We start from the raw sequence: 23,473 nt of genomic DNA on the forward strand, positions 1-23,473 counted from the left end.
GTGAAGGCCCCGGGGCGGGGCTTGGCCACGCCGAGCGCGTCCGCGGCGAACAGCGGCCCCGCGGCCTCGACGAGACCGACGCTCACCAGCTTCTCCCGCTGCAGCTCCTCGACGCCGTTGGTGAGGACCGCGGTGAGCAGGCCGCACGCGTGCAGCGCGGCCAGCACCTCCGCCGCGTCGTCGAAGGCGCGCCAGTGGCGGCGGTGCTCCGCGAGGAAGCCGGCGAAGACGGCGTCCAGCTCCGCGGGGGTGCCCGCGGGGGTGCCCGCGCGAGCACCGACCAGCGGCAGGAACGCCCGCAGGCGCTCGCGGCGCTGCTCGTCGTGGCTGATCTCGCCGTCGCGCCAGCGGGTGAAGTGCTCCTCCTCGAGGGCGAACCAGCGGGACTCGAGCTCGGTGCTCGACCCCACCCCGCGCGCACCCAGCCAGGAGCGCAGGGCGGCGGTGGCTGCGCCGACGTGGTCGACGAGGGTGGCGTCCAGGTCGAACACCACCGCACGCACGGCCCGATCGGTGGTCACCGTCAGGCGGGCACGCCGACCATGGCCGCGGAGCGCTCCCACAGCCCGCGGGCCAGCGCCACGTCGTCGGCCTGGCGGTTCGGTCGGCCGGGGGCGAACCGGTCGAGGTAGGCGCCGTCGACGGTCTCGGGGTCGGGCCGGGTGGCCAGGGCGAGCAGCGGCGCCGCCCCCTCCTCGGAGGTGATGGTGAAGACGCGGCTCAGCGGGGGGCTGTAGAGCACCCGCACCACGGGGGTGTCCGCTCCGAAGGCGGTGCCGACCACGCCGGGGTGGAAGCACGAGGCGGTCGCGGTGCCGCCCAGGCGCCGCGACAGCTCGCGCGTGAAGAGGACGTTCTCCAGCTTGGTGGTGCCGTAGACCTTGAAGCTGCGGTAGCGGCCGGCAGTGCTGTCGAGGTCGTCGAGGTCGACCCGCCCGAAGCTGTTGGCGCGGCTGGACGTGGTGATGACCCGCGCCCCCGGCGTCGCCTCGACGCGCTCGCGCAGCAGCGCGGTGAGCAGGAACGTGGCCAGGTGGTTGACCTGGAAGGTCTTCTCGTGGCCGTCCACCGTGGTCACGCGCTGGGGGAAGGTGCCGCCGGCGTTGTTGGCGAGGACGTCGATGCGCTCGCAGCGCTCGAGCACCTCGGCGGCGGCGCGGCGCACGTCGTCGAGGCGGGTGAAGTCGGCCAGGACCGGGTCCACGCCCAGCTCGGCGGCCAGCGCACGGGTGCGCTGCGGGTCGCGGCCCAGCGGCACGACGGTGGCGCCGGCGGCGGCGAACCTGCGGGCGGCGGCCGCGCCGATGCCGGAGCTGGCGCCGGAGACGACGACGGTGCGGCCCTCGAGGCGGGGCAGGGCCCCGCCGGGGGTGGTGCTGGGAGCGCTGGACACCCCCACAGGATCGGCGCTGGCCGTGCGGTCGGCCATCCGGCACCCGCCCGCCTAGCCTGGCTCCGTGGCGTGGCTGGTGGTCGCGGCGGCGACCGCCGCGCTCGCGGCGGGGATGGCGCGCCTCGGCGTCCCCTCCGCGACGCTCTTCGCCGCTCTCCTCGCGGGCCTGGGGGTGGCGCTGTCCGGGTGGCCGCGCACCCGGTGGCGGCGCGGGGAGCGGCTGGAGCTGCCGCCGCGCGTCGCCCAGGGCGCGCAGGCGGTGCTGGGCGTGCTGTCGGGGGCGCTGCTGCAGCCCGACACCCTGGCGCAGCTGGGCGCCTCGTGGGCCCCGGTCCTGGCCGCGGTCCTCGCGACGCTGCTGGTGAGCGTGCTGGCTGGACTGCTGCTGGGGCTGCGGCGCGACGTCGACGCCGCCACCGGCTCCTTCGCCATGGTCGCCGGCGGCGCGTCCGGGCTGACCGCCATCGCCGGTGAGCTGGGCGCTGACCAGCGCGTGGTGGCCGTGGTGCAGTACCTGCGGGTGCTCCTCATCCTGCTGGCGATGCCGGTGGTGGCGGTGCTGCTGGGCGGCGGCTCCGGCGCGGCGGCGCCGGCGGCCTCGGGCGGCGGCTCGAGCGGGGGGCTCACGGCGAGCGCGGCGCCGTGGTGGCTGGACCTGCTGTTCACGGCGGTCGTCGCGGTGGCGGGGACCTGGCTGGCGCGCCTGGCGAAGCTGCCGGCCGGTCCGCTGCTCGGGCCCATGGTGCTGGCCGCCGCGGTCTCGGCGACCGGCCTGGCGCAGGGCGCGACGGTGCCCGGGCCGGTGCTGCAGGTGGCGTTCGCGCTCATCGGGCTGCAGGTGGGCCTGTCGTTCACGCGCTCGAACCTGCGGACCGTGGGGAGGGTGCTCCCGACGGCGCTGCTGCTCACCGTCGGCGTCATCGCCGCGACGGCTGCGGTCGGTGTCCCCCTGCTGCACCTGGCCGGGGCGTCCACGCTGGACGCCTACCTCGCCACCACTCCCGGTGGTCTCTACGCGGTGGTGGCGACCTCGGCGGACAGCGGCGGCGACACCACGCTGGTGCTGGCGGTCCAGGTGCTGCGGCTGCTCGTGATGCTGCTGCTGGCGCCGCTCATCGGTGCCGCCCTGGGCCGAGGAGGACGACGACGGCGGTCGCACGCGCGACGGTGAGCCGCGCCCGTCGTCGTCGTCGGAGAGGAGGCTCAGACGTCGACGCGGTAGGGCAGCGCCAGCTCGTCGCCGGGCAGGCCGCGGATGGCCCAGTCGTGGCGGGGGGTCTCGATGACGGTGACCTCGAGGTCCGCGGGCTCGACGCCGAGGGCGGCGACGTCGCGGTAGAGGCGGGCGTAGAAGGCCTTCTTGGTCTCCACCGCCCGCCCTTCGAACATGAGCACCTCGATGACGACGTAGCGCTCGGTGCGGCCCTCGGGGGTGGGGAAGTCCTCCGCGGTCAGGGGGAAGAACCGGTGGAAGCGCTTGGTGGGCGGCAGCTGGAGGACGTCGACGGCGGCGGCGTGGATCACGTCGGACAGGGCCTGCCGCACGGCGGGCAGGAAGGTGTCGCGGCCGTAGACCTTGAACTGCGCCATGGGCAGACGCTGCCACACCGCGCGAGCGGTGGACGTGCGAGAGTGGTACCACATCGGTACCATGGCGTGGTGGCCATGAACCTCCGCCTGACCGAGGCCGAGTCCGACGCGCTGCGCGCTCGAGCCGAACAGGAAGGACGCTCCATGCAGGAGGTGGCTCGGGCGGCCATCAACGCCTACGTGTCCGACCGCCCTGCGCGGCTGCGCGCTGCCATCGAGAAGGTGCGCTCGGAGGACGCGGAGCTCCTCGCGCGCCTGGCCAGGTGAGGGGGCGATCCGTGGAGCCCCTCACCACAGAGGACCTCCTCGAGATCGCCGCCGGCGTCGTCGAGGGCGTGCAGGTCCGCGATCTCGGCCTGCTGGCATCGGCCGCCGCGCGGCCCCAGACGACGGTGTTCGGGCGGGACGCCTACCCCGACCTCGCCGACAAGGCCGCCGCTCTCCTGCACTCGCTAGCGCGCAACCACCCGCTCGTCGACGGCAACACGAGGCTCGCGTGGTCGGCGGCACGCGTCCTGTGCCTGCTGAACGACGCGGACCTCGTGATGCCGGTCGATGACGCCGAGCGGGTGGTCCTCGCGGCAGCCGCCGGCGAGCTGGACGCCGCTGCGCTGAGCGAGATCGTGCGACGCCACCTGCGCTGAGGGCTCGCCCCTTCTCCGCGGGCCGGCGCGGGACCCTGGCCAGCGGCGGCCCGCGCCCTACGCTCACCGGCCATGAGCAGCAGCGCGGCCCCCCCGGACGCGACCGCCCCCGCGGCGCGACGCCCCCGCTCGACCCTCGACCTCGTCGTCACCACCGCGCTGCTCGTCCTCGCGGTGGCGGCCGCCGCCGCGGGGACGTTCGCCGGCCTCTTCCTCGTCATGGCCAGCGACAGCTGCGGCATCCAGGCCGAGTGCTCCACGCTCGGGCTCACCGCCGGAGTGGGGGTCTCCGCCCTCGGTCCCTGGGTCGGGGTGCTCGGCTTCGGGGTCTGGGCGGTGGTGCGGGTGGTGCGCCGGCGCCTCGCCTGGTGGACCGCGCTGGCGGCCCTGCTCGCCGTGCCCGCGCTGTGGTTCGCGGGAGCGGGGCTCGTGTGGCTGAGCGTCGGCGGCGGCCGGTGACGGCCGCCGCGGGCGGGGACCCCCGGCGGGCGAGGCTGCCTAGGGTGACCTGGTGAGCGCGCTGCCCGAGGTCTCGGACACCTTCGACGCCGAGGCCTGGGCGGTCGTGCCCGGCTTCGAGGGGCTGACGGACACCACCTACCACCGGTGCGTGCTGCCGGGCGCCGCCGGCGGCACGGTGCGGATCGCCTTCGACAGGCCCCACGTCCGCAACGCGTTCCGCCCGCACACGGTCGACGAGCTGTACCGCGCCCTCGACCACGCCCGCCGCTCCCCCGACGTCGGCTGCGTGCTGCTCACCGGCAACGGACCGTCCCCCAAGGACGGCGGGCACTCCTTCTGCTCCGGCGGCGACCAGCGCATCCGCGGCCGCTCCGGCTACCAGTACGCGGCCGGCGACGCGCCCGACGAGACCTCGGCGGGCGTCGACGCCCGCCGCACCGCGGCCGAGGGCGGGCGGCTGCACGTCCTCGAGGTGCAGCGCCTCATCCGGACGATGCCGAAGGTCGTCGTCGCCGTCGTGCCGGGATGGGCCGCCGGCGGGGGGCACAGCCTGCACGTGGTGTGCGACCTCACCGTCGCCAGCCGCGAGCACGCCCGGTTCAAGCAGACCGACGCCGACGTCGGCAGCTTCGACGCCGGGTACGGCTCCGCCTACCTGGCGCGCATGGTCGGTCAGAAGCGGGCGCGGGAGATCTTCTTCCTGGGCCGGGAGTACTCGGCGCAGGACATGGCCGAGATGGGTGCGGTGAACGTCGTGGCCGACCACGCCGACCTCGAGCGCGAGGCGCTGCGCGTGGCCGCCGAGGTGTGCGGCAAGAGCCCCACGGCGCAGCGGATGCTGAAGTTCGCGTTCAACCTCGTGGACGACGGGCTCATGGGCCAGCAGGTGTTCGCCGGGGAGGCGACGCGGCTGGCGTACATGACCGACGAGGCCGTGGAGGGGCGGGACTCGTTCTTGCAGCGCCGCGAGCCCGACTGGTCCCCGTTCCCCTACTACTTCTGACCCCTGCTGAGGAGCACGGCCGTGGCTGACCTGACACCCCGGGAGCAGGCGCGCGTCCTCGCCGCGGAGCTGCTGGCCCCCAGGGCGGGCGCCGTCGAGGCCGCCGGCGCGGTGCCGCGCTCCCACCTCGACGCGCTCGCCGCGGCGGGCCTGCGCGCGGCCGAGGGCGAGGACGCGCTCGCCGTGGTCGAGGAGCTGGCCGCCGGAGACCTGGCCACGGCGTTCGTCTGGATCCAGCAGGTGGGCGTGGCGCGCTGGCTGGGTGCTGCAAGCGCTCAGGACGAGCGGTGGGCGGCGCAGCTGGCGGACCTGCGCGCCGGACGGGCGCACGCGGGCATCGCCCTGCAGGCCGCGCTCCGCCCGGGCCCGGCGGCCGTGGTGGCCCGCCCGGTCGGCGACGACGACGAGCGCGGCGACGGCTGGGTGCTGGACGGCGCGGTGCCCTGGGTGACCGGCTGGGGCCTGCTCGACGCGGTGCTCCTCACCGCGCGGGACGGGGAGGAGGTGCTCTTCCTGCTGCTGGACCTGGGCGAGGTGCGCCGTGGCGGCGAGGTGCCGGGGCTGCGGGGCGAGCTGCTCCCGCTGGCCGCCGTGCGGGCCAGCCGCACCGTGGAGCTGCACCTCGACGGCTTCCGCGTGGGCGCGGACCGGCTGGTGGCGCGCGGTCAGCACGCCGCCCTCCTCGCCGGCGACGCCGCCGGGCTGCGGCCCAACGGCTCCCTCGCCCTGGGACTCGTGCAGCGCTGCGTGCGGGCGATGGCCGCCGACGAGCGCCACGCCGAGCGGGGCGCAGCGCTCGCGGAGGAGGTGGAGGCCGTGCGGGCGCGGCTGGACGCCGCCGGGCCCGAGGACCTGCCGGCCGCGCGGGCAGCCGCCGTCGACCTGGCGTGGCGGGCTGCGGCAGCGCTGGCGCTGGTGACCGGCAGCAGCGCGGTCATCGCCCCCTCGCTGGCCGAGCGGACGGTGCGCGAGGCGCTGTTCCTGCTGGTCTTCGGCTCGCGCCCCGCGATCCGGGAGGCGCTGCTGGACGGGCTGCTGCCCGGCTCGCCGCCCGTTGCGCTGGGCGGTCGCCCGGGCTGAGCGCACCGACCTCTCGCGCGCCCGTCACCGGCCGTCCACCCGGACGACGCCGCCGGGCGCTCCGGGGCCGTTACACAGGCGGTCTGTGAGCGCGACCACCTCCGCCCTCCCGGTCCCCGACTCGCTCGCGGGGCTGCCGAGCCAGCGCCTGCGGCACGGCGGAGGGGCCTGCGCGGGGGGCGCCGCGACCCTCCGCCCGGTCAAGCCCCTCCTGCGCGGGTGGCTGCACGCCGGGTTCGTGCCGGTGGTGCTGGCTGCCGCGGTGGTGCTCCTCCCGCGAGCCGGGACCCCCGCGCAGACCGGAGCGGTGCTGGTCTACCTCACCGTCAGCGCGGTGCTGTTCGCCACGAGCGCGCTGTACCACCGCCTCCGCTGGTCGCCCCGGGCGCTGCTGCGCGTGCAGCGCCTCGACCACGGCAACATCCCGCTCGCGGTGGCCGCCTGCGCCACCCCGCTGCTCGTGGTGGGGCTGCCCGGGCGCGAGGGCGCCCCGCTGCTGATCGCGCTGTGGACGGCCGCGGTGCTGGCGGCAGCCGCCCGCTGGCTCTGGCCGAGCTGCCCGCGCTCGCTGCACACGGCGGGCACGGTGGCCCTCGGGTGGGCGGTGGTGCCCTCGCTGCCGGCGGTGGTGGCCCACGGGCAGCCGGGCGCGGCCGCGCTCGTCGTCGTCGGCGGGGTGCTGTTCACGGCAGGTGGCGCCGTGTACGCGACGCGGTGGCCGGAGCCGTCGCCGCGGTGGTTCGGCCACCACGAGGTCTTCCACGCCCTCACGGTGGTGGCGTGGCCGGTGCACGCCGCAGCGGTCTGGCTGCTGTGCGGTTGACCTCCGGCGGCGCTGGAGCCCTGTCCGCTGCCAGGTGGACGTGGTAGACCGGACCGGGATGACGGCGTCCCGACCCCCGACACCCCGGAGGTGCCCCGCATGAGCGCGTCCCAGCCGGTGCCCTCGCGGGTCTCCGCCCCTTCCCCCGCCGCGATCGCCCCGGTGCTCAAGCCGCTCCTGCGGGGCTGGCTCCACGCCGGCGCGGCGCCCCTGGTGCTCGCCGCCGGCATCGTGCTGGTGTGCGTGGCAGCCCAGCGCAGCGGCGCGGCCACCACCACCGCCGTGGCCGTCTACGCGGGAGCCAGCACCCTGCTGTTCGCCACCAGCGCCGTCTACCACCGCTTCCGGTGGTCGGACCGGGCGCGGCTGTGGCTGATGCGCGCCGACCACGGCAACATCCCGCTGGTCATCGCCGGGTCCATGACGCCGGTGGCGCTGCTGGGCCTCACCGGCGGCTGGCGCGTCGGGGTGCTGGCCACGGTGTGGACCGCGGCGCTGCTGGCGGTGGCGTTCCGGTGGCTGTGGCCGAGGTGCCCGCGAGCGCTGCACACGAGCATCTCCCTGGTGCTGGGCTGGGCGCTGCTGCCCGCGCTGCCGGTGCTGCTCTCCCACGGCGGGGTGGCGGTGTTCACGCTGGTCCTGGTGGGCGGCGCCCTCTACACCGTCGGCGGGGTGGTGTACGGGCTCAAGCGCCCGAACCCGTGGCCGCGGACCTTCGGCTTCCACGAGGTCTTCCACGCCCTGACGCTGCTGGCCTGGCCAGCGCACTACGTGGCCATCAGCCTGCTGGCCTACCGCTGACGCGTCCTCGCCCGACCTCTCGACCCGCCGCAAGTTCGAACGGGCGCGCACCGACGCGAAGGCGGCGAGCCCCGGCGCCCGCTGCTGCTGAGGCCCGGGTCACGGCGACGCCGGAGGCGGCACCTCCTGGCGCGGGACGCGCCGCAGGGACACGGACAGGACGGCGGCGACCGCGCACAGGGCCGCGCCGCCCAGCCACGCCGCGGTGTAGGTGCCGGTCTGCTCGCGCAGCACCCCTGCCGCGCCCGCGGCGACGGCAGCACCCAGCTGGTGGGACGCGAACACCCACCCGAAGACCACCGTGCCGGCGGAGCCGAACAGCTCCCGGCACAGGACGGCCGTCGGCGGCACGGTGGCCACCCAGTCGAGCCCGTACACCACGACGAACAGCAGCATGCTGGGGTGCACCGACGGCCCGAGCAGGGACGGCAGCACGAGCAGCCCCATGCCGCGGAAGGCGTAGTAGGCGAGCAGGAGCAGCCGCGGGTCCACCCGGTCGGTGAGGTAGCCCGACGCGATGGTCCCGGCGATGTCGAAGATCCCGACGACGGCGAGGAGCCCGGCGGCGGTGGTGGTCGCCATGCCGTGGTCGTGCGCTGACGGCACGAAGTGCACGCCCACCAGCCCGTTGGTGGTGGCGCCGCAGATGGCGAAGGCCCCCGCCAGGCCCCAGAAGGCCGGGCGCCGGCTCGCCGTGCGCAGGGCCGCGAGAGCGCGTCCGGCCGCCCCTCCCCGGGCCGCGGGCGCCTGGGCCACCTGCGCGACGGTCGGCTCGGCGCCGTAGGGCAGCACACCGAGGTCCAGCGGCCTGTCGCGCAGGAGCGCCAGGACCAGGGGGACGACGGCGAGCGCAGCGCCTGCCACCACGAGCAGGGCGGTGCGCCAGCCCAGCGCGTCGGAGGTCACGGCGACGACGGGCAGCAGGGAGAGCTGGCCGGTGGCGCTGCCGGCGGTGAGCACGCCGATGACCAGCCCCCGGCGTCGCACGAACCACCGGTCGGCCACGGTGGCGGCGAACACCAGCGCCATCGACCCGGTGCCCAGCCCGATGAGCAGGCCCCACGTGGGCAGCAGCTGCCAGGCGGCCTGCGCTCGCGAGGACAGGGCGGCGCCGGCGGCGATGAGCAGCAGCGCGCACGCGACGACCCGGCGCATGCCGAAGCGCTCCATGAGCGCCGCCGCGAAGGGCGCGGTGAGCCCGAAGAGCACGAGGTTGACGCTGACGGCCAGCGACATCAGCGAGGTGGACCAGCCCAGCTCGTCGTGCAGCGGGACCATGAGCACGCCGGGTGCGGCGCGGAAGCCCGCGGCCCCGACCAGCGCCACGAAGGCGACGGCAGCCACGCCCCACGCGGGGTGGACGCGCCCGCTGCGCCTCCGGCGCGCGCCGGGCTGGCGGCTCTGGGCGGAGGTGCTCACCACGCCGCCCAGTGTGCGGCCGTCGGTAGCGTCGGCACGTGCCTTCCGCCAGCGGTGCTCCCCTCGTCGTCGTCACCGGTGCCGCCGGTCGCATCGGGAGATCGACGGCTCCCCTGCTGCCCGCCGGCTGGCGGCTGCGGCTGACGGACCTGCGCGCCGGCCAGCTGCCCGGCAGCGGGCTGGCCGTGGAGGCGCTGGACGTCACCGACGAGGCCGCGTGCGCCGCGGCCTTCGAGGGCGCTGACGCCGTCATCCACCTGGCCGGCGTGCCCGACCCCGCAGCGACGTGGGAGCAGCTGCTGCCCGCCAACGTCGTCGGGACGCACGCCGTCGCCGCTGCGGCCGTGGCAGCCGGGGTGCGGCGGCTCGTGGTGTGCAGCAGCCTGCAGGCGGTCTCGGCGCCGCCCGCGGAGCACCAGGTGCGCAGCGAGGACCCGCCGCGACCGGCGAACCTCTACGGCGCCACCAAGGGGTGGGCCGAGCTGGTGGGCTCGTGGGTGGCGGCCACGAGCAGCACCTCGGTGGTGGCGCTGCGGATCGGGTACTTCAACGAGCTGCGCCCGCCGTGGCCGGGGACCACCCCGCGCGAGCTGGCGGCGTGGCTGTCGGTGCGCGACGCCGCCGAGCTGCTGCGCGCCTCGGTGGAGGCGGACCTGCGCGAGGTCGACGGTGGGCCCGTGGGACACGGGGCGGGCTTCGCGGTGGTCAACGGCACGTCGGCGGGGCGCTACCGCAAGGCCGACGTGTCCACCACGCAGCGGGTCCTCGGCTACCGGCCCCTCGACGACGCCTGGGCCGACGAGCCGCTCCCCTGACCGGTCAGGGGGTCAGCGACGGGCCGCGTGCACGGCCACCTCGGCGGCCTTCACCGCGAACCACACCCGGGCGCCGGGCACGAGGTCGAGGTCGGCCGCGGACGCGGCGGTGACGTCGGCGGCGAGGACAGGGCCCGCCTCCAGCCGGGCGCGCACCCGCACCAGCGCGCCGCGGGGCTCCACGGCCGTCACCGTGCCGGCCAGCGCGTTGCGGGGGCTCGACGCCCCGGGCGCGGGGTGGTCCCGGTGCACGGCCACGGCGGCGGGCGAGAACACGGCCACCGCGGGCTCGCCGGGGCGGCACCCGGGGTCGAGCACTCCCGCGACCGACGCACCGCCCGCGGTGAGCAGGCCGCCGGGCGCGGCCGCGCCCGCGAGGAGGTCCAGGCCCGCCAGCCGGGCGGCGAAGGCGCTGCGCGGCTGGGCGAGCACCTCGCGGACCGGTCCCTCCTCGACCACGCGGCCGGCGTCGAGCACCACGGCGCGGTCGGCCAGCGCGAGCGCGTCGAGCGGGTCGTGGGTGACCAGGAGCACCGGTGGTGGTGCTCCGTCGGTCCCCGCCGGCGGGGCCGACAGCACGCGGCGCAGCAGCTGGCGCACCTCCGGCGCCGCGGTGACGTCGAGGGCCGCCATCGGCTCGTCGAGCAGCAGCGCACGCGGCCGCGCGGCGAGGGCCCGGGCCACCGCCACCCGCTGGGCCTGCCCGCCGCTGAGCTGCGCGGGGCGCCGGTCGGCGAGGTGGGCGACGTCGACGCTCTCGAGCCAGCGCGCCGCGGCCCGCCGGGAGGCGCGCCGGCCCGCTCCGGCGGCCCGCGGCCCGAAGGCGACGTTGTCCAGGACAGACAGGTGGGGGAAGAGCAGCGGCTCCTGGGCGAGCAGCGCGACCCCGCGCCGGTGGGGTGGCACGTCCACCGCGCGGGCTCGGGCTCCAGCAAGGCCCGGTCCAGAGCCGCCGGATCCACCCGGGCCGCCTGGACCGCCTGGACCGCCTGGACCGCCTGGACCGCCGGTGGAGAGCAGGACCTCGCCGTCCAGCTCGACGCGGCCCCGGTCGGGTCGCAGCAGGCCCGCGGCGACGGAGAGCAGCGTGGACTTGCCCGCGCCGTTGGCGCCCAGGAGGGCGACCACCTCGCCGGGGGCCACGTGCACGGCCGCGCTCAGGCCGCGGTCCGCCAGCTCCGCGGCGACGGCCAGCCCGCTCACAGCCCCTCCGTCCTGCGGCCTCGCGCCACCACGATGACGACGACGGCCACCACCACGAGCACCAGGGAGAGCGCGACGGCGGCGCGGGCGTCGGTCTCGCGCTGCAGGTAGACCTCCAGCGGCAGCGTGCGGGTGACCCCCTGCAGGCTGCCCGCGAAGGTGAGCGTGGCGCCGAACTCCCCCAGCGAGCGCGCGAACGAGAGCACCGCGCCCGACACCAGGCCCGGCATCACCAGCGGCAGCGTGACCCGGCCCAGGACCGCGGTGGGCGAGGCCCCGAGCGTGGCCGCGACCCGCTCGTACCGGGTGCCGCCACCCCGCAGCGCTCCCTCGAGCGACAGGACGAGGAACGGCATGGCCACGAACGACTGGGCGATCACGACGGCCGCGGTGGAGAAGGCGACGCGCAGCCCGAGGACCTCCAGGGAGGAGCCGAGCAGCCCCTGCCGCCCGAAGGTGTACAGCAGCGCGATGCCTCCGACCACGGGGGGCAGCACGAGGGGCACCAGCACGAGCGACCGCAGCACGCGCAGGCCCGGGAAGGAGCAGCGCGCCAGCACCAGGGCCAGCGGCACCCCGAGCAGCAGGCACACGGCGGTGCTGCAGGCCGCGGTCACCAGCGACAGCCGCAGGGCAGCGAGCGACGCCTCGGAGGTCACCAGCGACGGGAACGCCGCCCAGTCGACCTCGGCGACGACGGCGACCAGCGGCAGCACCACGAAGACCGCCCCGAGCGCTGCCGGCGCGAAGGCCCACCCCGGCAGCCCCGCCCGGGACCGCCGCACGGGCCGGACCACGAGCCGGACCACGAGCCGGACCACGGGCTGCGGCCGGCTCAGGGGGCCCCGAACCCTGCTGCCCGCAGCACGGCCTGCCCCGGGGACCCGGCCACGTACGCGGCGAACTCCCGGGCCAGCTCCGGCTGCGCGGCGCCCGTCAGCGGGGCCACCGGGTAGGTGTTGACCGCGCCGCTGCTCTCGGGGAAGGGCACGTCGGCGACCTTCCCCGCCGCGCCGCGGGCGTCGGTGGTGTACACGAGCCCGGCGTCGGCCTCACCGGACTCGACCTTGGTGAGGACGTCCGTCACCGACCCCTCCTCGCTCACGGGCGCGAGGGTCACCCCGGCAGCCTCCTCGACCCGCTCGGTGGCCGCGCCGCACGGGACCTGCGGGGCGCAGACGACGACGGCGGTGCCGCTCCTCGCGAGGTCCGCGAAGGAGGCGACGCCCTTCGGGTTGCCCGGCGGCGTCACGATGGTGAGCACGTTGGTGGCGAAGGCCACCGGCGGCTGCGCCGCGAGCCCCGCGTCGACCACCGTGGTCATGGTCGCCTGGTCGGCGGAGGCGAGGACGTCGGCCGGGGCGCCGTTCGTGATCTGCGTGACGAGGTCGGACGACCCGGCGAAGCTGAAGGTCACGGTGACGCCGGGGTGGGCCTGCTCGAACTGCTTCCCGATCTGGGTGAAGGTGGTCTTGAGCGACGCCGCGGCGAACACGGTGAGCGTCCCCGTGGGCGCGGACGACGACGAGCCGCCTGTCGCCGTGGTCGTCGAGGTCGTCGAGGTCGTCGGGGCGCTCGTGGGGGCGGGGGAGGCGCAGCCGGTGAGCAGGAGGGCGGCTCCGCCCAGCAGCGCGGCCGCACTTTCCAGGGGGTGCCTCACGAGGAGCCGCCGGGGGTCTCGACGATGACGGTGGTCGCCTTGACCACGGCGACGGCGGTGCGCCCCGGCGCCAGCTCGAGCTCGCGCGCAGCCTCGGCGCTCATGAGGGAGACCACGCGGTGCGGGCCGCACTGCAGCTCCACCTGGGCCATGACGCCGTCGGCGACGACGGCGGTGACCAGGCCGACGAACCGGTTGCGCGCGGACCTCGCGACCCCCGAGGGGTCGGCCGGGGTGCGCGCGGCGTGGTCGCGGGCGAAGGCGGCCAGCTCCGCCCCGTCGACGGTGGTGCGGCCCGAGGCGCCGCGGTGCGCGGTGAGCGCGCCGGAGTCGGTCCAGCGGCGGACGGTGTCGTCGCTGACGCCGAGCAGCTCGGCGGCCTCGCGGACGGAGTACGAAGGCGTGGGGCTCACCTGGTGATCCTATCCGCAGGTGCGGATCGCCGACGCATCTGTGAGCCGCACGTGCGGCTGCAGGCGACGGGCTCCCACGAATCCCGGCGAACGGTGCATGGATCTGCCGACAGCGGGAATGAAGTTGCCTGCTGCAAGCACTACACATACAGTTGCTTCAGCAAACTTCTTGAGGAGGTCTCGTGGCCAGTCCCCACGCCTGCTCCGAGCTGCTCGACACCTTCCCGCGCCTGGCCCGCTCGAAGCGCTCGCTGCTCGGGCACATGCGCATCGCGCCGGTGTCCGCGCTCGGCGCCGTCGCCACCCTGGGCCCCGTGCGGGTCTCCGAGGTCGCCGAGGCGCTCGGTCTCGACCTGTCCACCGTGAGCCGGCAGGTCGGTCACCTGCGCCAGCAGGGCCTCGTCGAGTCCGCACCCGACGCCGCCGACGGCCGCTCCCAGCGCCTCACCGCCACCGAGGCGGGGCTGGACGTGCTGCGCGCCGAGCGGCACCGGATGGTCGACCGGCTCAACGAGCGGCTCACCGACTGGGACGACGCCGAGCTCGACCAGCTCATCGTCCTGCTCGACCGGCTCACCGTGGACCTCACGACTCCCCCGCAGGCCGACCTCCAGACCGCACGCCCCACCGCCACCACCGCGAGGACCGCATGACCACCACCGCAGCACGCCCCACCACCGCAGCAGCCGCCCCGCCGACGCCACCGGCTGGCGTGGACGGCCAGGTCCACATGACCCACCGGCAGATCCTCGAGGCGCTCTCGGGGCTGCTGCTGGGCATGTTCGTGGCGATCCTCAGCTCGACCGTCGTCTCCAACGCCCTGCCGGTGATCCTGCCCGCGCTCGGCGGCGGCGAGTCGGGCTACACCTGGGTGGTCACGGCCTCCCTGCTGGCCACCACCATCTCCACGCCCATCTGGGGCAAGCTGGCCGACATCTTCTCCAAGAAGGTCCTGGTCCAGAGCGCCCTGGTGATCTTCGCGCTCTCCTCGGTCATCGCCGGCCTGTCGGTCAACGTGCCCATGCTCATCGCCTGCCGCGTGGGCCAGGGCCTGGGTGCCGGTGGCCTCACCGCCCTGGCGCAGATCGTGCTGGCCACGATCATCTCGCCGCGCGAGCGCGGCCGGTACTCCGGCTACCTCGGCGCCACCTTCGCCCTGGCCACCGTCGGTGGCCCGCTCATAGGCGGCGTGCTCACCCAGCACCTGTCGTGGCACTACACCTTCTACGTGGGCGTGCCCTTCGCCGTCATCGCCTTCTTCGTCATCCAGAAGACGCTCGACCTGCCCGCCGTCGCCCAGCGGAAGGTGCACATCGACTACTGGGGCGCCACGCTCCTGGCCGCCGGCGTCTCCGCGCTGCTCATCTGGGTGTCCCTGGCCGGGAAGAACTTTGACTGGGCGTCGTGGCAGACCGCGGCGCTCGTCGGCGGCGGTGTCCTGCTGCTGGTCGCGACCGTCCTCGTCGAGCGGCGCTCGCGGGAGCCGATCATCCCGCTGCACCTGTTCCGCTCCCCCACCACGGTGCTCGCCTCGGCCGCCAGCCTCTTCGTGGGCGTCGCGATGTTCGGCGCGACGATCTTCCTGTCGCAGTACTTCCAGCTGGCCCGCGGCGACTCCCCCACCCAGGCCGGCCTGAGCACCATGCCGATGATCCTCGGCCTGTTCCTGTCCTCGACGGTGGTCGGCCAGCTGGTCACCCGCACCGGCCACTGGAAGCGCTGGATCGTCACCGGCGGTGTGCTGCTCACCGCAGGGCTGACCCTCATGGGCTTCGTCTCCTGGAACACCGACTACTGGCTGGTGGCCGTCCCCATGGCCCTGGTCGGAGCGGGCGTCGGCATGATGATGCAGAACCTCGTCCTGGCCGTGCAGAACGTCACCGAGCCCAAGGACATGGGCACCGCGAGCTCGTTCGTGGCCTTCACCCGGTCCCTGGGCGGCGCCATCGGCGTCTCGGCCATGGGCGCCTTCCTCAGCCACCGCGTCTCCGGCTACCTCGTCTCCGACCTGCAGGCCGCCGGCGTGGACCCGGCGGCGGCGGGGTCGGTGGCCGGCAGCGGCGGCGTGCCGGTGCTCGCGGAGATCCCGCAGCCGGTGCGCACCGTGGTGCAGACCGCCTTCGGTGACGGCATCGCCGACATCTTCCTGGTGGCGGCCCCGTTCGCCCTGCTGGCGCTGCTCTTCGTGGTCTTCTTCAAGGAGACCGCGCTGCGCACCGCCAACGGCCCGGCCGCTGCCTCCGCGGCGCCCGCGCAGGGTGAGGCGGCGACGGCCCAGCTCGGCACCGCCCCCCTGGGCAGCGCTGGCAGCGATCGGCCGACTCAGGACGACGACGCTCGTCGGGCCCCCGCCGACGCCGACGCGGCGCACCGCGGCAAGCACGCCGCGCCCGTCGAGCCCGCCACCGGTGACGCCGACCACCTCGGCAGGCACACGGACCGCCGGGTGCCGCTGGACGCCCAGCGCTGAGGACCCCACGACAGCGAGAGGCCCGCACCCCCGAGGGGTGCGGGCCTCCTGCTGTCGTCCTGCGCGCTCCGGGGCGGTCAGCGCGGGTCGAGCGGGTCCGACGGCTCGGCGCGGAGCGCGTCGGCGACGTCCTCCTCAGGGCGGGGCGGCACGGTCTCGTCGTCCTCGAGCACCTCGAGCTCGTGGTCGGGCGCTCCGGGCAGGTCGCTCGCGGGCTCGCTCACCGGGGACCTCCGGGCGTGTCGTAGGACGAGTGGGGACGGGCGCCGGGGTTCTCGGGGCCGGTGTCGCCGGGCACCGCCTGCTCGGCGTCCTCCTCGCTGATGGTGACGCCGGCCAGCGGGTCACCGGCGGCGGTGCCCTCGGCGCTGCCCTCGCCGCGCTGGTCCATCACCGGAGGCGGCACCGACGCGCCGGTGGCGCGCGCCGTGCCGTTGCTGCGGTCGGCAATGGCCGACTGGGTCTCGGGGTTGTCCGCGGGCTGCACCGTGCGGGTGCCGCCCTCGTCGTCGTCGTGCGTGCTCACGCCTCAGACCATGGCGCGGTCAGCGGCTCCCTGCGACTCGTGGCGGGCCCCGGGCAGCACGCGGCCCCCCGGCACCGCGGCGGAGGCGACCGCCGCCCGGGTCACCGGCACCGGGATCACCCGCTCCTCCAGGGTCCGCAGGTCCACCCGGAGGACGACGTCGGCGGGCAGCGGCTCCCACCCGTCCACCCGCAGCCCGGAGGAGGAGACCACCACGGCACCGTCGTCCGCGCGGCGCCGCCACAGCTGGTAGTAGCCGGTGCGGTGGCCGATGGGCAGCTCCTCCTCGGCGAGGCCGCTGGCGTCGAAGTCCTCGTGGGGGATGCGGGCGCCGGCGCTGACGTGCACCACCACCAGCTCACGGGGGGAGAGGAGGACGGCGTTGAGGCTGGCGGCGGGGAACAGCGGCACCAGCTGGGCGGCCGCGTCGGCGGCGCCCTGGGCGAGGTCCCCCGCCGCCGCGGCCCGCTCGCGCACGAGCGCCGCGTAGCGCTCGCTGTCCGTGGTGCCGACCAGCGCTGCGCGTGAGGCCGGCGCGAGCAGCTCCTCCAGGCGGACGGCCGGCTTGACGGCGCCGTTGTGGGCCAGGGCGACCTCACCCAGCCCCGTCACGCGGCCGGTGAAGGGGTGGGTGTTCTCCGGCTGCACGGGCATCCCCGAGCTGGCCAGGCGCAGGTGCAGGAGGCCCGCACGCGCCTGCAGGCACTCGGTGAGCTCCTCCAGGGCCGGGTCGCGGTAGCCGCTGCGGGCGCTCCGCTCAGCGCGCAGCGGGCCCCCGACGGCGCCGTCGAGCCAGGCCGCCCCCCAGCCGTCGTCGTGGAGGCGGGCCATCGCCCGGAAGGCCGCGACCTGCGCGCTGCCGAGCGCCTCCAGCAGGGAGCGCGGGGAGGGAGCGGCGAAACCGAGGAGCCTGCACACCCCCACCAGGGTAGACAGCGGCGGTGACACCCTGGTGGCAGCGACACGGGGCCGGGTGCCGGGTGCTGGCGATGAGTTCCGGCGCGGCCCCCGGTCTGGGGTGCGTCCGGCGGCGCCCGCCGCCCACGAGGAGTGCACAGGAGGCCGTCGTGTCCTACACGCTGAACCCGTACCTCAACTTCCGCGGCACCGCCCGGGAGGCGATGGAGTTCTACAGGTCCGTGCTCGGCGGGGAGCTGTCGCTGATGACGTTCACCGAGGGCGGCATGCCGATGGGCGGCGAGGAGGACGGCTGGGTCATGCACGGCCAGCTGGACCTGCCCAACGGCATGGTGCTCATGGGGTCCGACACCCCCACCTCGATGCCGTTCGAGGAGGTCAAGGGCTTCGCGGTGGCCCTCACCGGGGACGAGGGCGACACGCTCCTGGGCTGGTACCGGGCGCTGGCCGCCACGGGCCACGAGGACGTGCCGCTGGCGAAGGCACCGTGGGGCTCCTGGTTCGGGCAGTGCAAGGACCGCTGGGGCACCCCGTGGATGGTCAACGCCGACGGCGTCACCGACCCCGTCTGACCTCTGCTCCCCGACCGTGATCATGGGCTTCCGGAGCAGTGCCTCGGGCACCGCTCCGGAGGCCCATGATCACAGCGGGAAGGCGCTCGGGAAGTCCATGATCACGGCCAGGGGAGCGGCCGCGGGAGGGGCGGTGGGTCAGCGGCGCAGCCAGACGGCGGTGTCGACCGGCAGCAGCAGCCCGCCGTCGGCGGTGTCCTCCAGGTCCGCGCTGGCCAGCAGCACCTCCACGCCGGCCGGGAGCGCCACCGGGCGCTCGGACAGGTTCACCCAGCAGGCGAACCCGGGCTCGCGGGTGAACGCGATGACGCCGTCGAGGGAGCCGTCCGCGGCCTGCACCCAGTCCAGGGAGCCGTCACCCAGGGCCTCCAGGGAGCGGCGCAGCGACAGCGCCGACCGGTAGAGCTCGAGCGTGGACGTGGGGTCGCCGTCCTGGTCGGCGACGGTCAGCCCCGCGAAGGACGCAGGCTGAGGCAGCCACGGCTGCCCCGTCGGCGCAGCGCCGTCGGCGCGGTCGCTGAACCCGAACGGCGCCTGCGAGCCCGACCAGGGCAGCGGCACGCGGCAGCCGTCACGCCCGCGGTGCTTCCCGCCGCTCTGGAACCACACCGGGTCCTGAAGGGACTCCTCGGGCAGGTCCTCCACCTCGGGCAGGCCGAGCTCGGCGCCCTGGTAGACGTACGCGCCACCGGGCAGCGCGAGCATGAGCAGCGCGGCGGCCCGGGCGCGGCGCAGGCCCACCTCGAGGTCGGCGGGGCGGCCGGCGAAGTCCTCCTCACCGCCGAGCTCCGGGCGGTCCTGCTCCCGGGCGTAGCGGGACACCTCGCGGTAGACGTCGTGGTTGCTCAGCACCCAGGTGGGCGGGGCGCCGACGGCGTCGTGCGCGGCGAGCGTGCCGTCGATGACGGCGCGCAGCTCGGGCTCGCGCCACGCCGAGACGAGGAAGTCGAAGTTGAACGCGGTGTGCAGCTCGTCGGGGCGCAGGTACATCCCCAGGCGCACGGGGTCACCGGTCCACGCCTCCGCCACGAAGACCTTCGGGTCCTCGTAGGAGTCGGCGATCGCGCGCCAGCGGCGGTACACCTCGTGCACGTCGTCGCGGTCGAGGAAGGGGTGGTCCCCGGCGCCGAAGGGGCGGTGGGGGTGGTCCAGCGCGCCGGTGTCGGGCAGGTCGGCGTGCTTGGTGAGGCCGTGGGCCACGTCGATGCGGAACCCGTCGACACCGCGGTCGAACCAGAACCGCAGGACGTCGTCGTACTCGTCGCGGACGTCCTCGCTGGTCCAGTCGACGTCGGGCTGCTTGGTGTTGAACAGGTGCAGGTACCACTGGCCGGGCCGCCCCGCCGGGTGGGCGTCGTCACCGACGGCCTCGACCACGCGGGTCCAGGCCGGGCCGCCGAAGTGGCTGGTCCAGTCGTTGGGAGGCAGCTCGCCGGTCTCGCCGCGGCCGTCGCGGAAGATGAAGCGCGCCCGCTCCGGGGAGCCGGGGGCGCTGGCGAGCGCCGCCTGGAACCACGCGTGCTCGTCGGAGAGGTGGTTGGGGACGACGTCGAGGATGACGCGCAGCCCGAGGCCGTGCGCCTCGGCGATCATCGCCGAGGCCTGCTCGAGGTCTCCGAAGAGCGGCTCGACGGCGCGGTAGTCCGCCACGTCGTAGCCGGAGTCGGCCATCGGCGAGGGGTACCAGGGGTTGATCCAGATCGCGTCCACGCCGAGGGAGGCCAGGTGCGGCAGGCGCGCGCGCAGGCCGGCGACGTCGCCCGTGCCGTCACCGTCGCCATCGGCGAAGGAGCGGATGTAGACCTGGTAGACGACGGCCTCGCGCCACCAGGGCGTGACGAGGCGGGAGGCGGCGCGCTGCGCGCCGGTGGCGGTGGCCGTGAGGGTCACGGGTGTGCTCCGGGGTGACGTGGGTGTGCGGGACCTGGGGTGCGACCGGTGGTGCGAGGACGATGCTAGATCGATCCAGCACCGCGTGTCACGCGCATCCGCACGACTGGCGGACGACGAGCTGCGGCGCCACCTCGAGCTCCACCGGACCACCCGGCTCCCCCGGCTCCCGCAGCCGGCGCACGAGCCCCTGCGCCGCCGTCCGGCCCAGCTGCTCCCCATGAGTGGACACGGTGGTCAGCGGGGGCTCGTAGAGGGCGGCGGCGGGGATGTCGTCGTAACCGGTGACGGGCAGCGCACCGGTGCGCCCCGCCTCGCGCAGCGCCCGCAGCAGGCCCGTGGCGTGCACGTCGCTGAAGCAGACGGCCCCGTCCGGTGCGGCGCCCGCGCCACCGGACGGGGTCCCGGGCGGCGGGCCCACCAGGGCGCCGGCCACCGCGCGCCTGCCGAGCAGGAGGCCCGTCGGGTCCTCCGGCAGCCAGCCCAGCGCCCCGGCCACCTGGGCGCCGGGCACGGCGGCGACCGCGTCGCGCACGCCGGCCTCGCGCAGGCGGGCGCTCGCGACGTCGCGCGAGGTCCCCACCAGCAGCAGGCGCCGGCAGCCGTGGACGTCGAGCAGGTGCTCAGCGGCCAGGCGGCCACCGAGCCGGTCGTCAGGGGCCACGGTCCAGGTGGTGGCGCCGTCGACGGGCTGGGTGAGCAGCACGTGCTCGAGCCCCCAGGCGCGCAGCTCGTCCACCAGCGCCGCCGGGGTGCCCGCCACCGGCGCCAGCACCAGGCCCGCCACCCGGTGCTCGCGCAGCAGGCCCAGCAGCTCGGACTGCTGCGCCAGGTCGTGCGCGGCGTTGGCGAGCAGCGGCAGGTACCCCTCGTCGCGCAGCGCGGCCTGCACCCCCACCAGGGCCTGCGCGAAGAACGGGTTGGTGATGTCGCTGACCAGCACCCCGACCACGGGGGCGTGCTCGGAGCGCATGGCGGCGGCCACGCGGTCGTAGACGTAGCCCAGCTCGGCCATGGCTGCGCTCACGCGCTCGCGCGTGGCGGCGGAGACGCGTCCCTCCCCCCGCAGCACCAGGGACGCGGTGGCCCGCGAGACGCCGGCGCGCGCGGCGACGTCGCTGAGGGTCACCCGGGCGCTCACCCGCCCGATGATGCCCTGCGCGACCCCGAGGGACTGGTCAGCGAGCCTCGCGACGACGACGGCGCGGCCGTGCGCGCGCCCACCAGGGCCGCTCCGCCACCCGACGTCCCGCGTCCTCGGCAGCGGGGGCCGCCGGCTCCTCGACGCCCAGCGGGTGGGCCTCCCGCCAGCGCGCGAGCTGCCGGTCCAGGTCCACGAACGGCAGCGCCACCGGCGGCACCTCCTGCGGACGGCGGTAGGCGGCGTCGAGGCGCTCGTTGAACAGCTCCACGGCCGCGCGCACGGCCTCCTCGGTGGGCCTGCCGGGCACGGACTCGACCAGCTCCTCGCGCTCGCGGCGCAGGGCCAGCGCCGGTGGCAGGGCGGCGGTCATGTCCGCTCCCTCGCGACGGGCCCACTCCACGGCCCACTCCCCCGCGCTCTGGCCGAGCACGGCCTCGTCGAGGGGCTTGCCGGAGGCCGACAGGCCGTCGAACGCCCCGCGCTCGACGGCCTCGCGGACCTGCCGGTCCACCCAGGTCTCCCGGCTGACACCGGGTGGCTTGCGCTGGCTCACCGTCCCATGGTCTCCCCGCAGCCGGCCCGCCGCGACGGGCCGGCTGCACCCCGGACGGGCACCCGCACGGAACCTCGGACGGACCCCCCGGACGGGCACCGCCCCAGACGGCTGCGGCCCGTACGGGCGTCTCCCCGTCGGAGGTCTCCAGGAGGGGAGCCGTCCTGCCGACCCAGAGGACATGGCTCCGACCGCCCGCCACCGCCTCGTCACCCGCTCCGACTTCGACGGCCTCGTCTGCGCCGTCCTGCTGAAGCACCTCGACCTCATCGACGAGATCACGTTCGTGCACCCCAAGGACGTGCAGGACGGCGCTGTGGAGATCACCGGCCGGGACCTGCTGACCAACCTCCCGTACGACCCGCGGGCGCACACGGTCTTCGACCACCACCACAGCGAGGCGCTGCGCAACGCCGCCCCGGCGCCCGGCACGGCGGCGCACGTCATCGTCGAGCACGCGCCGTCGGCCGCCCGCGTGGTCTACGACCACTTCGGGGGCGCCGCGGCGTTCCCGCTGGTGCCGGCCTCGCTCATGGCGGCCGTGGACCAGGCCGACTCTGCCCAGTACTCCCTGGAGGAGGTGCTGCGACCCACCGGCTGGGCGCTGCTGAACTTCCTCATGGACTCCCGCACCGGCCTGGGCCGCTTCCGGGAGTTCCGGATCTCCAACTACGACCTCATGATGCAGATGATCGACCACTGCATCCAGCACGCCGACGCCGAGGAGATCCTCGCCCTGCCCGACGTCGCCGAGCGGGTGGCGCTGTACCGGGCGCAGGCCGAGCAGTTCGCGGCGCAGCTGCTGCGGGTGAGCACCGTCCACGACGACGTCGTGGTGGTGGACCTGCGCGAGGAGGGCGTCATCCACGCGGGCAACCGCTTCCTCGTGTACGCCCTCTTCCCGCAGGCGCGGGTCTCGGTGCACGTCCTCTGGGGCCGGGGGAAGCAGAACACCGTGCTCGCGATGGGCCGCTCGATCCTGGACCGGACCTCCACCGCCGACATCGGCGCCGTGGCGCTGCGCCACGGCGGCGGCGGCCACGAGGCCGCCGGCACCTGCCAGGTGCCCCACGCCGACTCCGAGCGGGTGCTCGCCGAGGTGGTGGCCTCGCTGTCAGGCTCGCGCGCCGCCGTCGTCGTCCCCGCCTGAGGCGGCCGGGTCCGCACCGGTGGGGCCCGCGCCCCGCCGGTGCGCCGGCAGCGCGGCGACCGCGGCGTTCGCGACGACGACGAGCGCGCCGCCGACCAGCTCGTGCACGGCCACGCGCTCCCCCAGCAGCACCACCCCGGCGAGGAAGGCCCACACCGGGTTGGCGCTGAGCAGGGTGGAGTACGTCGAGGCGGGCAGGCGCCGCAGCGCCGCCATGTCGGCCGGGTAGGGCAGCGCTGACGACAGCACCCCGCAGACGGCGGCGAGCGCGACGGCCTGCCACGGCGGCCGGGCGAGCAGCACCACCAGCAGCACGGGCAGCGCCCACGCGACCGCCAGCACCGTCGCGGCGGCGGCGGCACCCCGCAGGCCCGGCAGCCGGGCCCCGAGGGCGCGGCTGAGCAGGATGTAGGACGCCCAGGCGGCAGCGGCCGCGAGCGCCAGCGCGATGCCGGCGACGTCGCTGGTCGGGCCGGGCGCGACGAGCACCAGCACGCCGACGGCGGCCACGACCGCAGCGATCGCGTCGAGCGCGCGCCGGGAGGTGCCCACGGCCACGGCCAGCGGGCCCAGGAACTCCACGGTGACCGCCAGCCCGAGGCCGGTCCTGCTCACGGCCTCGTAGACGGTCAGGTTCATGAGGCCCATGACCGCGGCGAGCGCCACGACGAGCAGCCACGAGCGGCGGTCGAGGGACTGCGGCGACCAGCGCACCACGGCGTTCAGCGCGACCGCCGCCACCACCTGCCGGACGGCCACGACACCGGGCACACCGAGGTCGGTGAAGGCCAGCGCCCCCACCGCCGCGCCGGTCTGGCCGGAGGCGCTGGCGCCGAGGGCCAGGGCGGTGCCCGTGGTGCGGCGGTCGCGGCGGTCGCTGGGGTGCGCGGTCCCGGCACGCTCGCCGCGGGTGGCCGCGTCGTCGACGGGTGCGGCGGCCACGC

27 protein-coding genes and 1 pseudogene are annotated in these 23,473 nt (G+C 76.0%); 13 read left to right on the forward strand and 15 right to left on the reverse strand.

The annotated features are described in order from the left end of the window. Window positions 1–23 precede the first annotated feature (23 nt). Together H7K62_RS01535 and H7K62_RS01540 are read right to left on the reverse strand one after the other, a co-directional pair. Window positions 24–563: pseudogene (locus H7K62_RS01535) on the reverse strand (HAD family hydrolase); the annotation flags it as partial. Then, the gene (locus H7K62_RS01540) at window positions 524–1,393 is read right to left on the reverse strand and encodes an SDR family NAD(P)-dependent oxidoreductase (RefSeq protein WP_222436871.1); all 870 of its coding nucleotides are present in this window, start codon (window positions 1,391–1,393) and stop codon (window positions 524–526) included. The gene H7K62_RS01540 and the pseudogene H7K62_RS01535, both read right to left, overlap by 40 nt. Window positions 1,394–1,457: 64 nt before the next feature. Between H7K62_RS01540 and H7K62_RS01545 the strand changes: the two genes are divergently transcribed. After that, complete coding sequence (locus tag H7K62_RS01545) at window positions 1,458–2,564, forward strand: AbrB family transcriptional regulator (RefSeq protein WP_370591553.1); 1,107 nt, start codon at window positions 1,458–1,460, stop codon at window positions 2,562–2,564. A 32-nt stretch (window positions 2,565–2,596) separates the two neighbouring features. Here H7K62_RS01545 and H7K62_RS01550 read toward each other — a convergent pair whose 3' ends face one another. Continuing rightward, window positions 2,597–2,983 carry a tautomerase family protein gene (locus H7K62_RS01550; protein ID WP_186715710.1) on the reverse strand — a complete coding sequence of 129 codons (387 nt, stop codon included), beginning with the start codon at window positions 2,981–2,983 and terminating at the stop codon, window positions 2,597–2,599. Between the two features lie 75 nt (window positions 2,984–3,058). On the opposite strand from H7K62_RS01550, the gene H7K62_RS01555 reads away from it, so the two are divergent. The 7 genes from H7K62_RS01555 (at window position 3,059) to trhA (H7K62_RS01585) (ending at window position 7,796) form a co-directional block, all read left to right on the forward strand. Continuing rightward, window positions 3,059–3,250, forward strand: coding sequence for a DNA-binding protein (locus H7K62_RS01555; protein ID WP_222436972.1), 192 nt, complete (start codon window positions 3,059–3,061; stop codon window positions 3,248–3,250). Between the two features lie 11 nt (window positions 3,251–3,261). Further along, window positions 3,262–3,627, forward strand: coding sequence for a type II toxin-antitoxin system death-on-curing family toxin (locus H7K62_RS01560; protein WP_370591554.1), 366 nt, complete (start codon window positions 3,262–3,264; stop codon window positions 3,625–3,627). 72 nt (window positions 3,628–3,699) lie between these two features. Beyond that, window positions 3,700–4,086 carry a hypothetical protein gene (locus H7K62_RS01565; RefSeq protein WP_186715716.1) on the forward strand — a complete coding sequence of 129 codons (387 nt, stop codon included), beginning with the start codon at window positions 3,700–3,702 and terminating at the stop codon, window positions 4,084–4,086. A 52-nt stretch (window positions 4,087–4,138) separates the two neighbouring features. Next, entirely contained in the window at window positions 4,139–5,092 is a 954-nt protein-coding gene (locus H7K62_RS01570) for a 1,4-dihydroxy-2-naphthoyl-CoA synthase (RefSeq protein ID WP_186715717.1), read from the forward strand. Between the two features lie 21 nt (window positions 5,093–5,113). Continuing rightward, a complete protein-coding gene (locus H7K62_RS01575; RefSeq protein WP_186715718.1) occupies window positions 5,114–6,172 on the forward strand; it encodes an acyl-CoA/acyl-ACP dehydrogenase in 1,059 nt (352 codons plus the stop codon). An 85-nt stretch (window positions 6,173–6,257) separates the two neighbouring features. Beyond that, window positions 6,258–6,995: a PAQR family membrane homeostasis protein TrhA gene (trhA, locus tag H7K62_RS01580; protein WP_186715721.1), complete on the forward strand. Its 738-nt coding sequence runs from the start codon at window positions 6,258–6,260 to the stop codon at window positions 6,993–6,995. Window positions 6,996–7,094: 99 nt separating this feature from the next. Beyond that, window positions 7,095–7,796: a PAQR family membrane homeostasis protein TrhA gene (gene trhA, locus H7K62_RS01585; RefSeq protein WP_186715730.1), complete on the forward strand. Its 702-nt coding sequence runs from the start codon at window positions 7,095–7,097 to the stop codon at window positions 7,794–7,796. Window positions 7,797–7,895: 99 nt separating this feature from the next. On the opposite strand, the gene H7K62_RS01590 is transcribed toward trhA (H7K62_RS01585), so the two are convergent. Then, complete coding sequence (locus tag H7K62_RS01590) at window positions 7,896–9,218, reverse strand: MFS transporter (protein WP_222436872.1); 1,323 nt, start codon at window positions 9,216–9,218, stop codon at window positions 7,896–7,898. Window positions 9,219–9,253: 35 nt separating this feature from the next. On the opposite strand from H7K62_RS01590, the gene H7K62_RS01595 reads away from it, so the two are divergent. After that, window positions 9,254–10,030 carry an NAD-dependent epimerase/dehydratase family protein gene (locus H7K62_RS01595; RefSeq protein WP_186715732.1) on the forward strand — a complete coding sequence of 259 codons (777 nt, stop codon included), beginning with the start codon at window positions 9,254–9,256 and terminating at the stop codon, window positions 10,028–10,030. Between the two features lie 12 nt (window positions 10,031–10,042). On the opposite strand, the gene H7K62_RS01600 is transcribed toward H7K62_RS01595, so the two are convergent. The 4 genes from H7K62_RS01600 to H7K62_RS01615 are packed head-to-tail and all read right to left on the reverse strand — an operon-like array spanning window position 10,043 to window position 13,306. After that, a complete protein-coding gene (locus H7K62_RS01600) occupies window positions 10,043–11,233 on the reverse strand; it encodes a sulfate/molybdate ABC transporter ATP-binding protein (RefSeq protein WP_186715742.1) in 1,191 nt (396 codons plus the stop codon). Next, a complete protein-coding gene (locus tag H7K62_RS01605) occupies window positions 11,230–12,030 on the reverse strand; it encodes an ABC transporter permease (RefSeq protein ID WP_186716494.1) in 801 nt (266 codons plus the stop codon). Before H7K62_RS01605 ends, H7K62_RS01600 begins: the two co-directional genes overlap by 4 nt. Before the next feature lie 38 nt (window positions 12,031–12,068). Beyond that, entirely contained in the window at window positions 12,069–12,893 is an 825-nt protein-coding gene (modA, locus tag H7K62_RS01610) for a molybdate ABC transporter substrate-binding protein (RefSeq protein WP_370591555.1), read from the reverse strand. After that, window positions 12,890–13,306, reverse strand: coding sequence for a TOBE domain-containing protein (locus H7K62_RS01615; protein WP_186715744.1), 417 nt, complete (start codon window positions 13,304–13,306; stop codon window positions 12,890–12,892). The genes modA and H7K62_RS01615 overlap by 4 nt, the downstream gene beginning before the upstream one ends. Window positions 13,307–13,488: 182 nt before the next feature. On the opposite strand from H7K62_RS01615, the gene H7K62_RS01620 reads away from it, so the two are divergent. Continuing rightward, entirely contained in the window at window positions 13,489–13,959 is a 471-nt protein-coding gene (locus H7K62_RS01620; protein ID WP_186715746.1) for a MarR family winged helix-turn-helix transcriptional regulator, read from the forward strand. Next, window positions 13,956–15,776, forward strand: coding sequence for an MDR family MFS transporter (locus H7K62_RS01625; RefSeq protein ID WP_186715748.1), 1,821 nt, complete (start codon window positions 13,956–13,958; stop codon window positions 15,774–15,776). Before H7K62_RS01620 ends, H7K62_RS01625 begins: the two co-directional genes overlap by 4 nt. Window positions 15,777–15,853: 77 nt before the next feature. Here H7K62_RS01625 and H7K62_RS01630 read toward each other — a convergent pair whose 3' ends face one another. Genes H7K62_RS01630 through H7K62_RS01640 form a run of 3 tightly spaced genes read right to left on the reverse strand, consistent with a single transcriptional unit; the run spans window position 15,854 to window position 17,220 of the window. Further along, complete coding sequence (locus H7K62_RS01630) at window positions 15,854–16,000, reverse strand: hypothetical protein (protein ID WP_186715749.1); 147 nt, start codon at window positions 15,998–16,000, stop codon at window positions 15,854–15,856. Next, window positions 15,997–16,302, reverse strand: a complete 306-nt coding sequence (locus H7K62_RS01635) for a hypothetical protein (RefSeq protein WP_186715750.1) — start codon at window positions 16,300–16,302, stop codon at window positions 15,997–15,999. Before H7K62_RS01635 ends, H7K62_RS01630 begins: the two co-directional genes overlap by 4 nt. Window positions 16,303–16,305: 3 nt before the next feature. Continuing rightward, window positions 16,306–17,220 (reverse strand): class II glutamine amidotransferase, encoded by a 915-nt coding sequence (locus tag H7K62_RS01640; RefSeq protein ID WP_186715751.1) that lies wholly within the window; start codon window positions 17,218–17,220, stop codon window positions 16,306–16,308. Window positions 17,221–17,369: 149 nt separating this feature from the next. On the opposite strand from H7K62_RS01640, the gene H7K62_RS01645 reads away from it, so the two are divergent. After that, window positions 17,370–17,792, forward strand: a complete 423-nt coding sequence (locus tag H7K62_RS01645) for a VOC family protein (protein WP_186715752.1) — start codon at window positions 17,370–17,372, stop codon at window positions 17,790–17,792. A gap of 138 nt (window positions 17,793–17,930) precedes the next feature. On the opposite strand, the gene H7K62_RS23420 is transcribed toward H7K62_RS01645, so the two are convergent. The 3 genes from H7K62_RS23420 to H7K62_RS01660 all read right to left on the reverse strand — a co-directional run bounded on the left by H7K62_RS23420 (window position 17,931) and on the right by H7K62_RS01660 (window position 21,379). Then, on the reverse strand, window positions 17,931–19,682 hold the full coding sequence (locus H7K62_RS23420) for a glycoside hydrolase family 13 protein (RefSeq protein WP_186715753.1): 1,752 nt from the start codon (window positions 19,680–19,682) through the stop codon (window positions 17,931–17,933). Between the two features lie 88 nt (window positions 19,683–19,770). Next, window positions 19,771–20,823: a LacI family DNA-binding transcriptional regulator gene (locus H7K62_RS01655; RefSeq protein ID WP_186715754.1), complete on the reverse strand. Its 1,053-nt coding sequence runs from the start codon at window positions 20,821–20,823 to the stop codon at window positions 19,771–19,773. A 37-nt stretch (window positions 20,824–20,860) separates the two neighbouring features. Further along, window positions 20,861–21,379 (reverse strand): DnaJ family domain-containing protein, encoded by a 519-nt coding sequence (locus tag H7K62_RS01660; protein WP_186715756.1) that lies wholly within the window; start codon window positions 21,377–21,379, stop codon window positions 20,861–20,863. Window positions 21,380–21,560: 181 nt separating this feature from the next. On the opposite strand from H7K62_RS01660, the gene H7K62_RS01665 reads away from it, so the two are divergent. After that, a complete protein-coding gene (locus tag H7K62_RS01665) occupies window positions 21,561–22,529 on the forward strand; it encodes an exopolyphosphatase (RefSeq protein WP_186715758.1) in 969 nt (322 codons plus the stop codon). Here H7K62_RS01665 and H7K62_RS01670 read toward each other — a convergent pair. Beyond that, window positions 22,494–23,471, reverse strand: coding sequence for an EamA family transporter (locus H7K62_RS01670; protein WP_222436873.1), 978 nt, complete (start codon window positions 23,469–23,471; stop codon window positions 22,494–22,496). The two genes, H7K62_RS01665 and H7K62_RS01670, sit on opposite strands and share 36 nt — an antisense overlap. Window positions 23,472–23,473 lie beyond the last annotated feature (2 nt).

This window comes from Quadrisphaera sp. RL12-1S (assembly GCF_014270065.1).
In the GTDB taxonomy this organism is placed as follows: Bacteria; Actinomycetota; Actinomycetes; order Actinomycetales; family Quadrisphaeraceae; genus Quadrisphaera.

What these genes read in the sequence shown, in the direction of transcription:
- H7K62_RS01555 (WP_222436972.1), top strand. Translation starts at nt 3,059, where the DNA reads ATGAACCTCCGCCTGACCGAGGCCGAGTCCGACGCGCTGCGCGCTCGA.
- H7K62_RS01625 (WP_186715748.1), top strand. Translation starts at nt 13,956, where the DNA reads ATGACCACCACCGCAGCACGCCCCACCACCGCAGCAGCCGCCCCGCCG.
- H7K62_RS01565 (WP_186715716.1), top strand. Translation starts at nt 3,700, where the DNA reads ATGAGCAGCAGCGCGGCCCCCCCGGACGCGACCGCCCCCGCGGCGCGA.
- H7K62_RS01550 (WP_186715710.1), bottom strand. Translation starts at nt 2,983, where the DNA reads ATGGCGCAGTTCAAGGTCTACGGCCGCGACACCTTCCTGCCCGCCGTG.
- H7K62_RS01665 (WP_186715758.1), top strand. Translation starts at nt 21,561, where the DNA reads ATGGCTCCGACCGCCCGCCACCGCCTCGTCACCCGCTCCGACTTCGAC.
- trhA (WP_186715730.1), top strand. Translation starts at nt 7,095, where the DNA reads ATGAGCGCGTCCCAGCCGGTGCCCTCGCGGGTCTCCGCCCCTTCCCCC.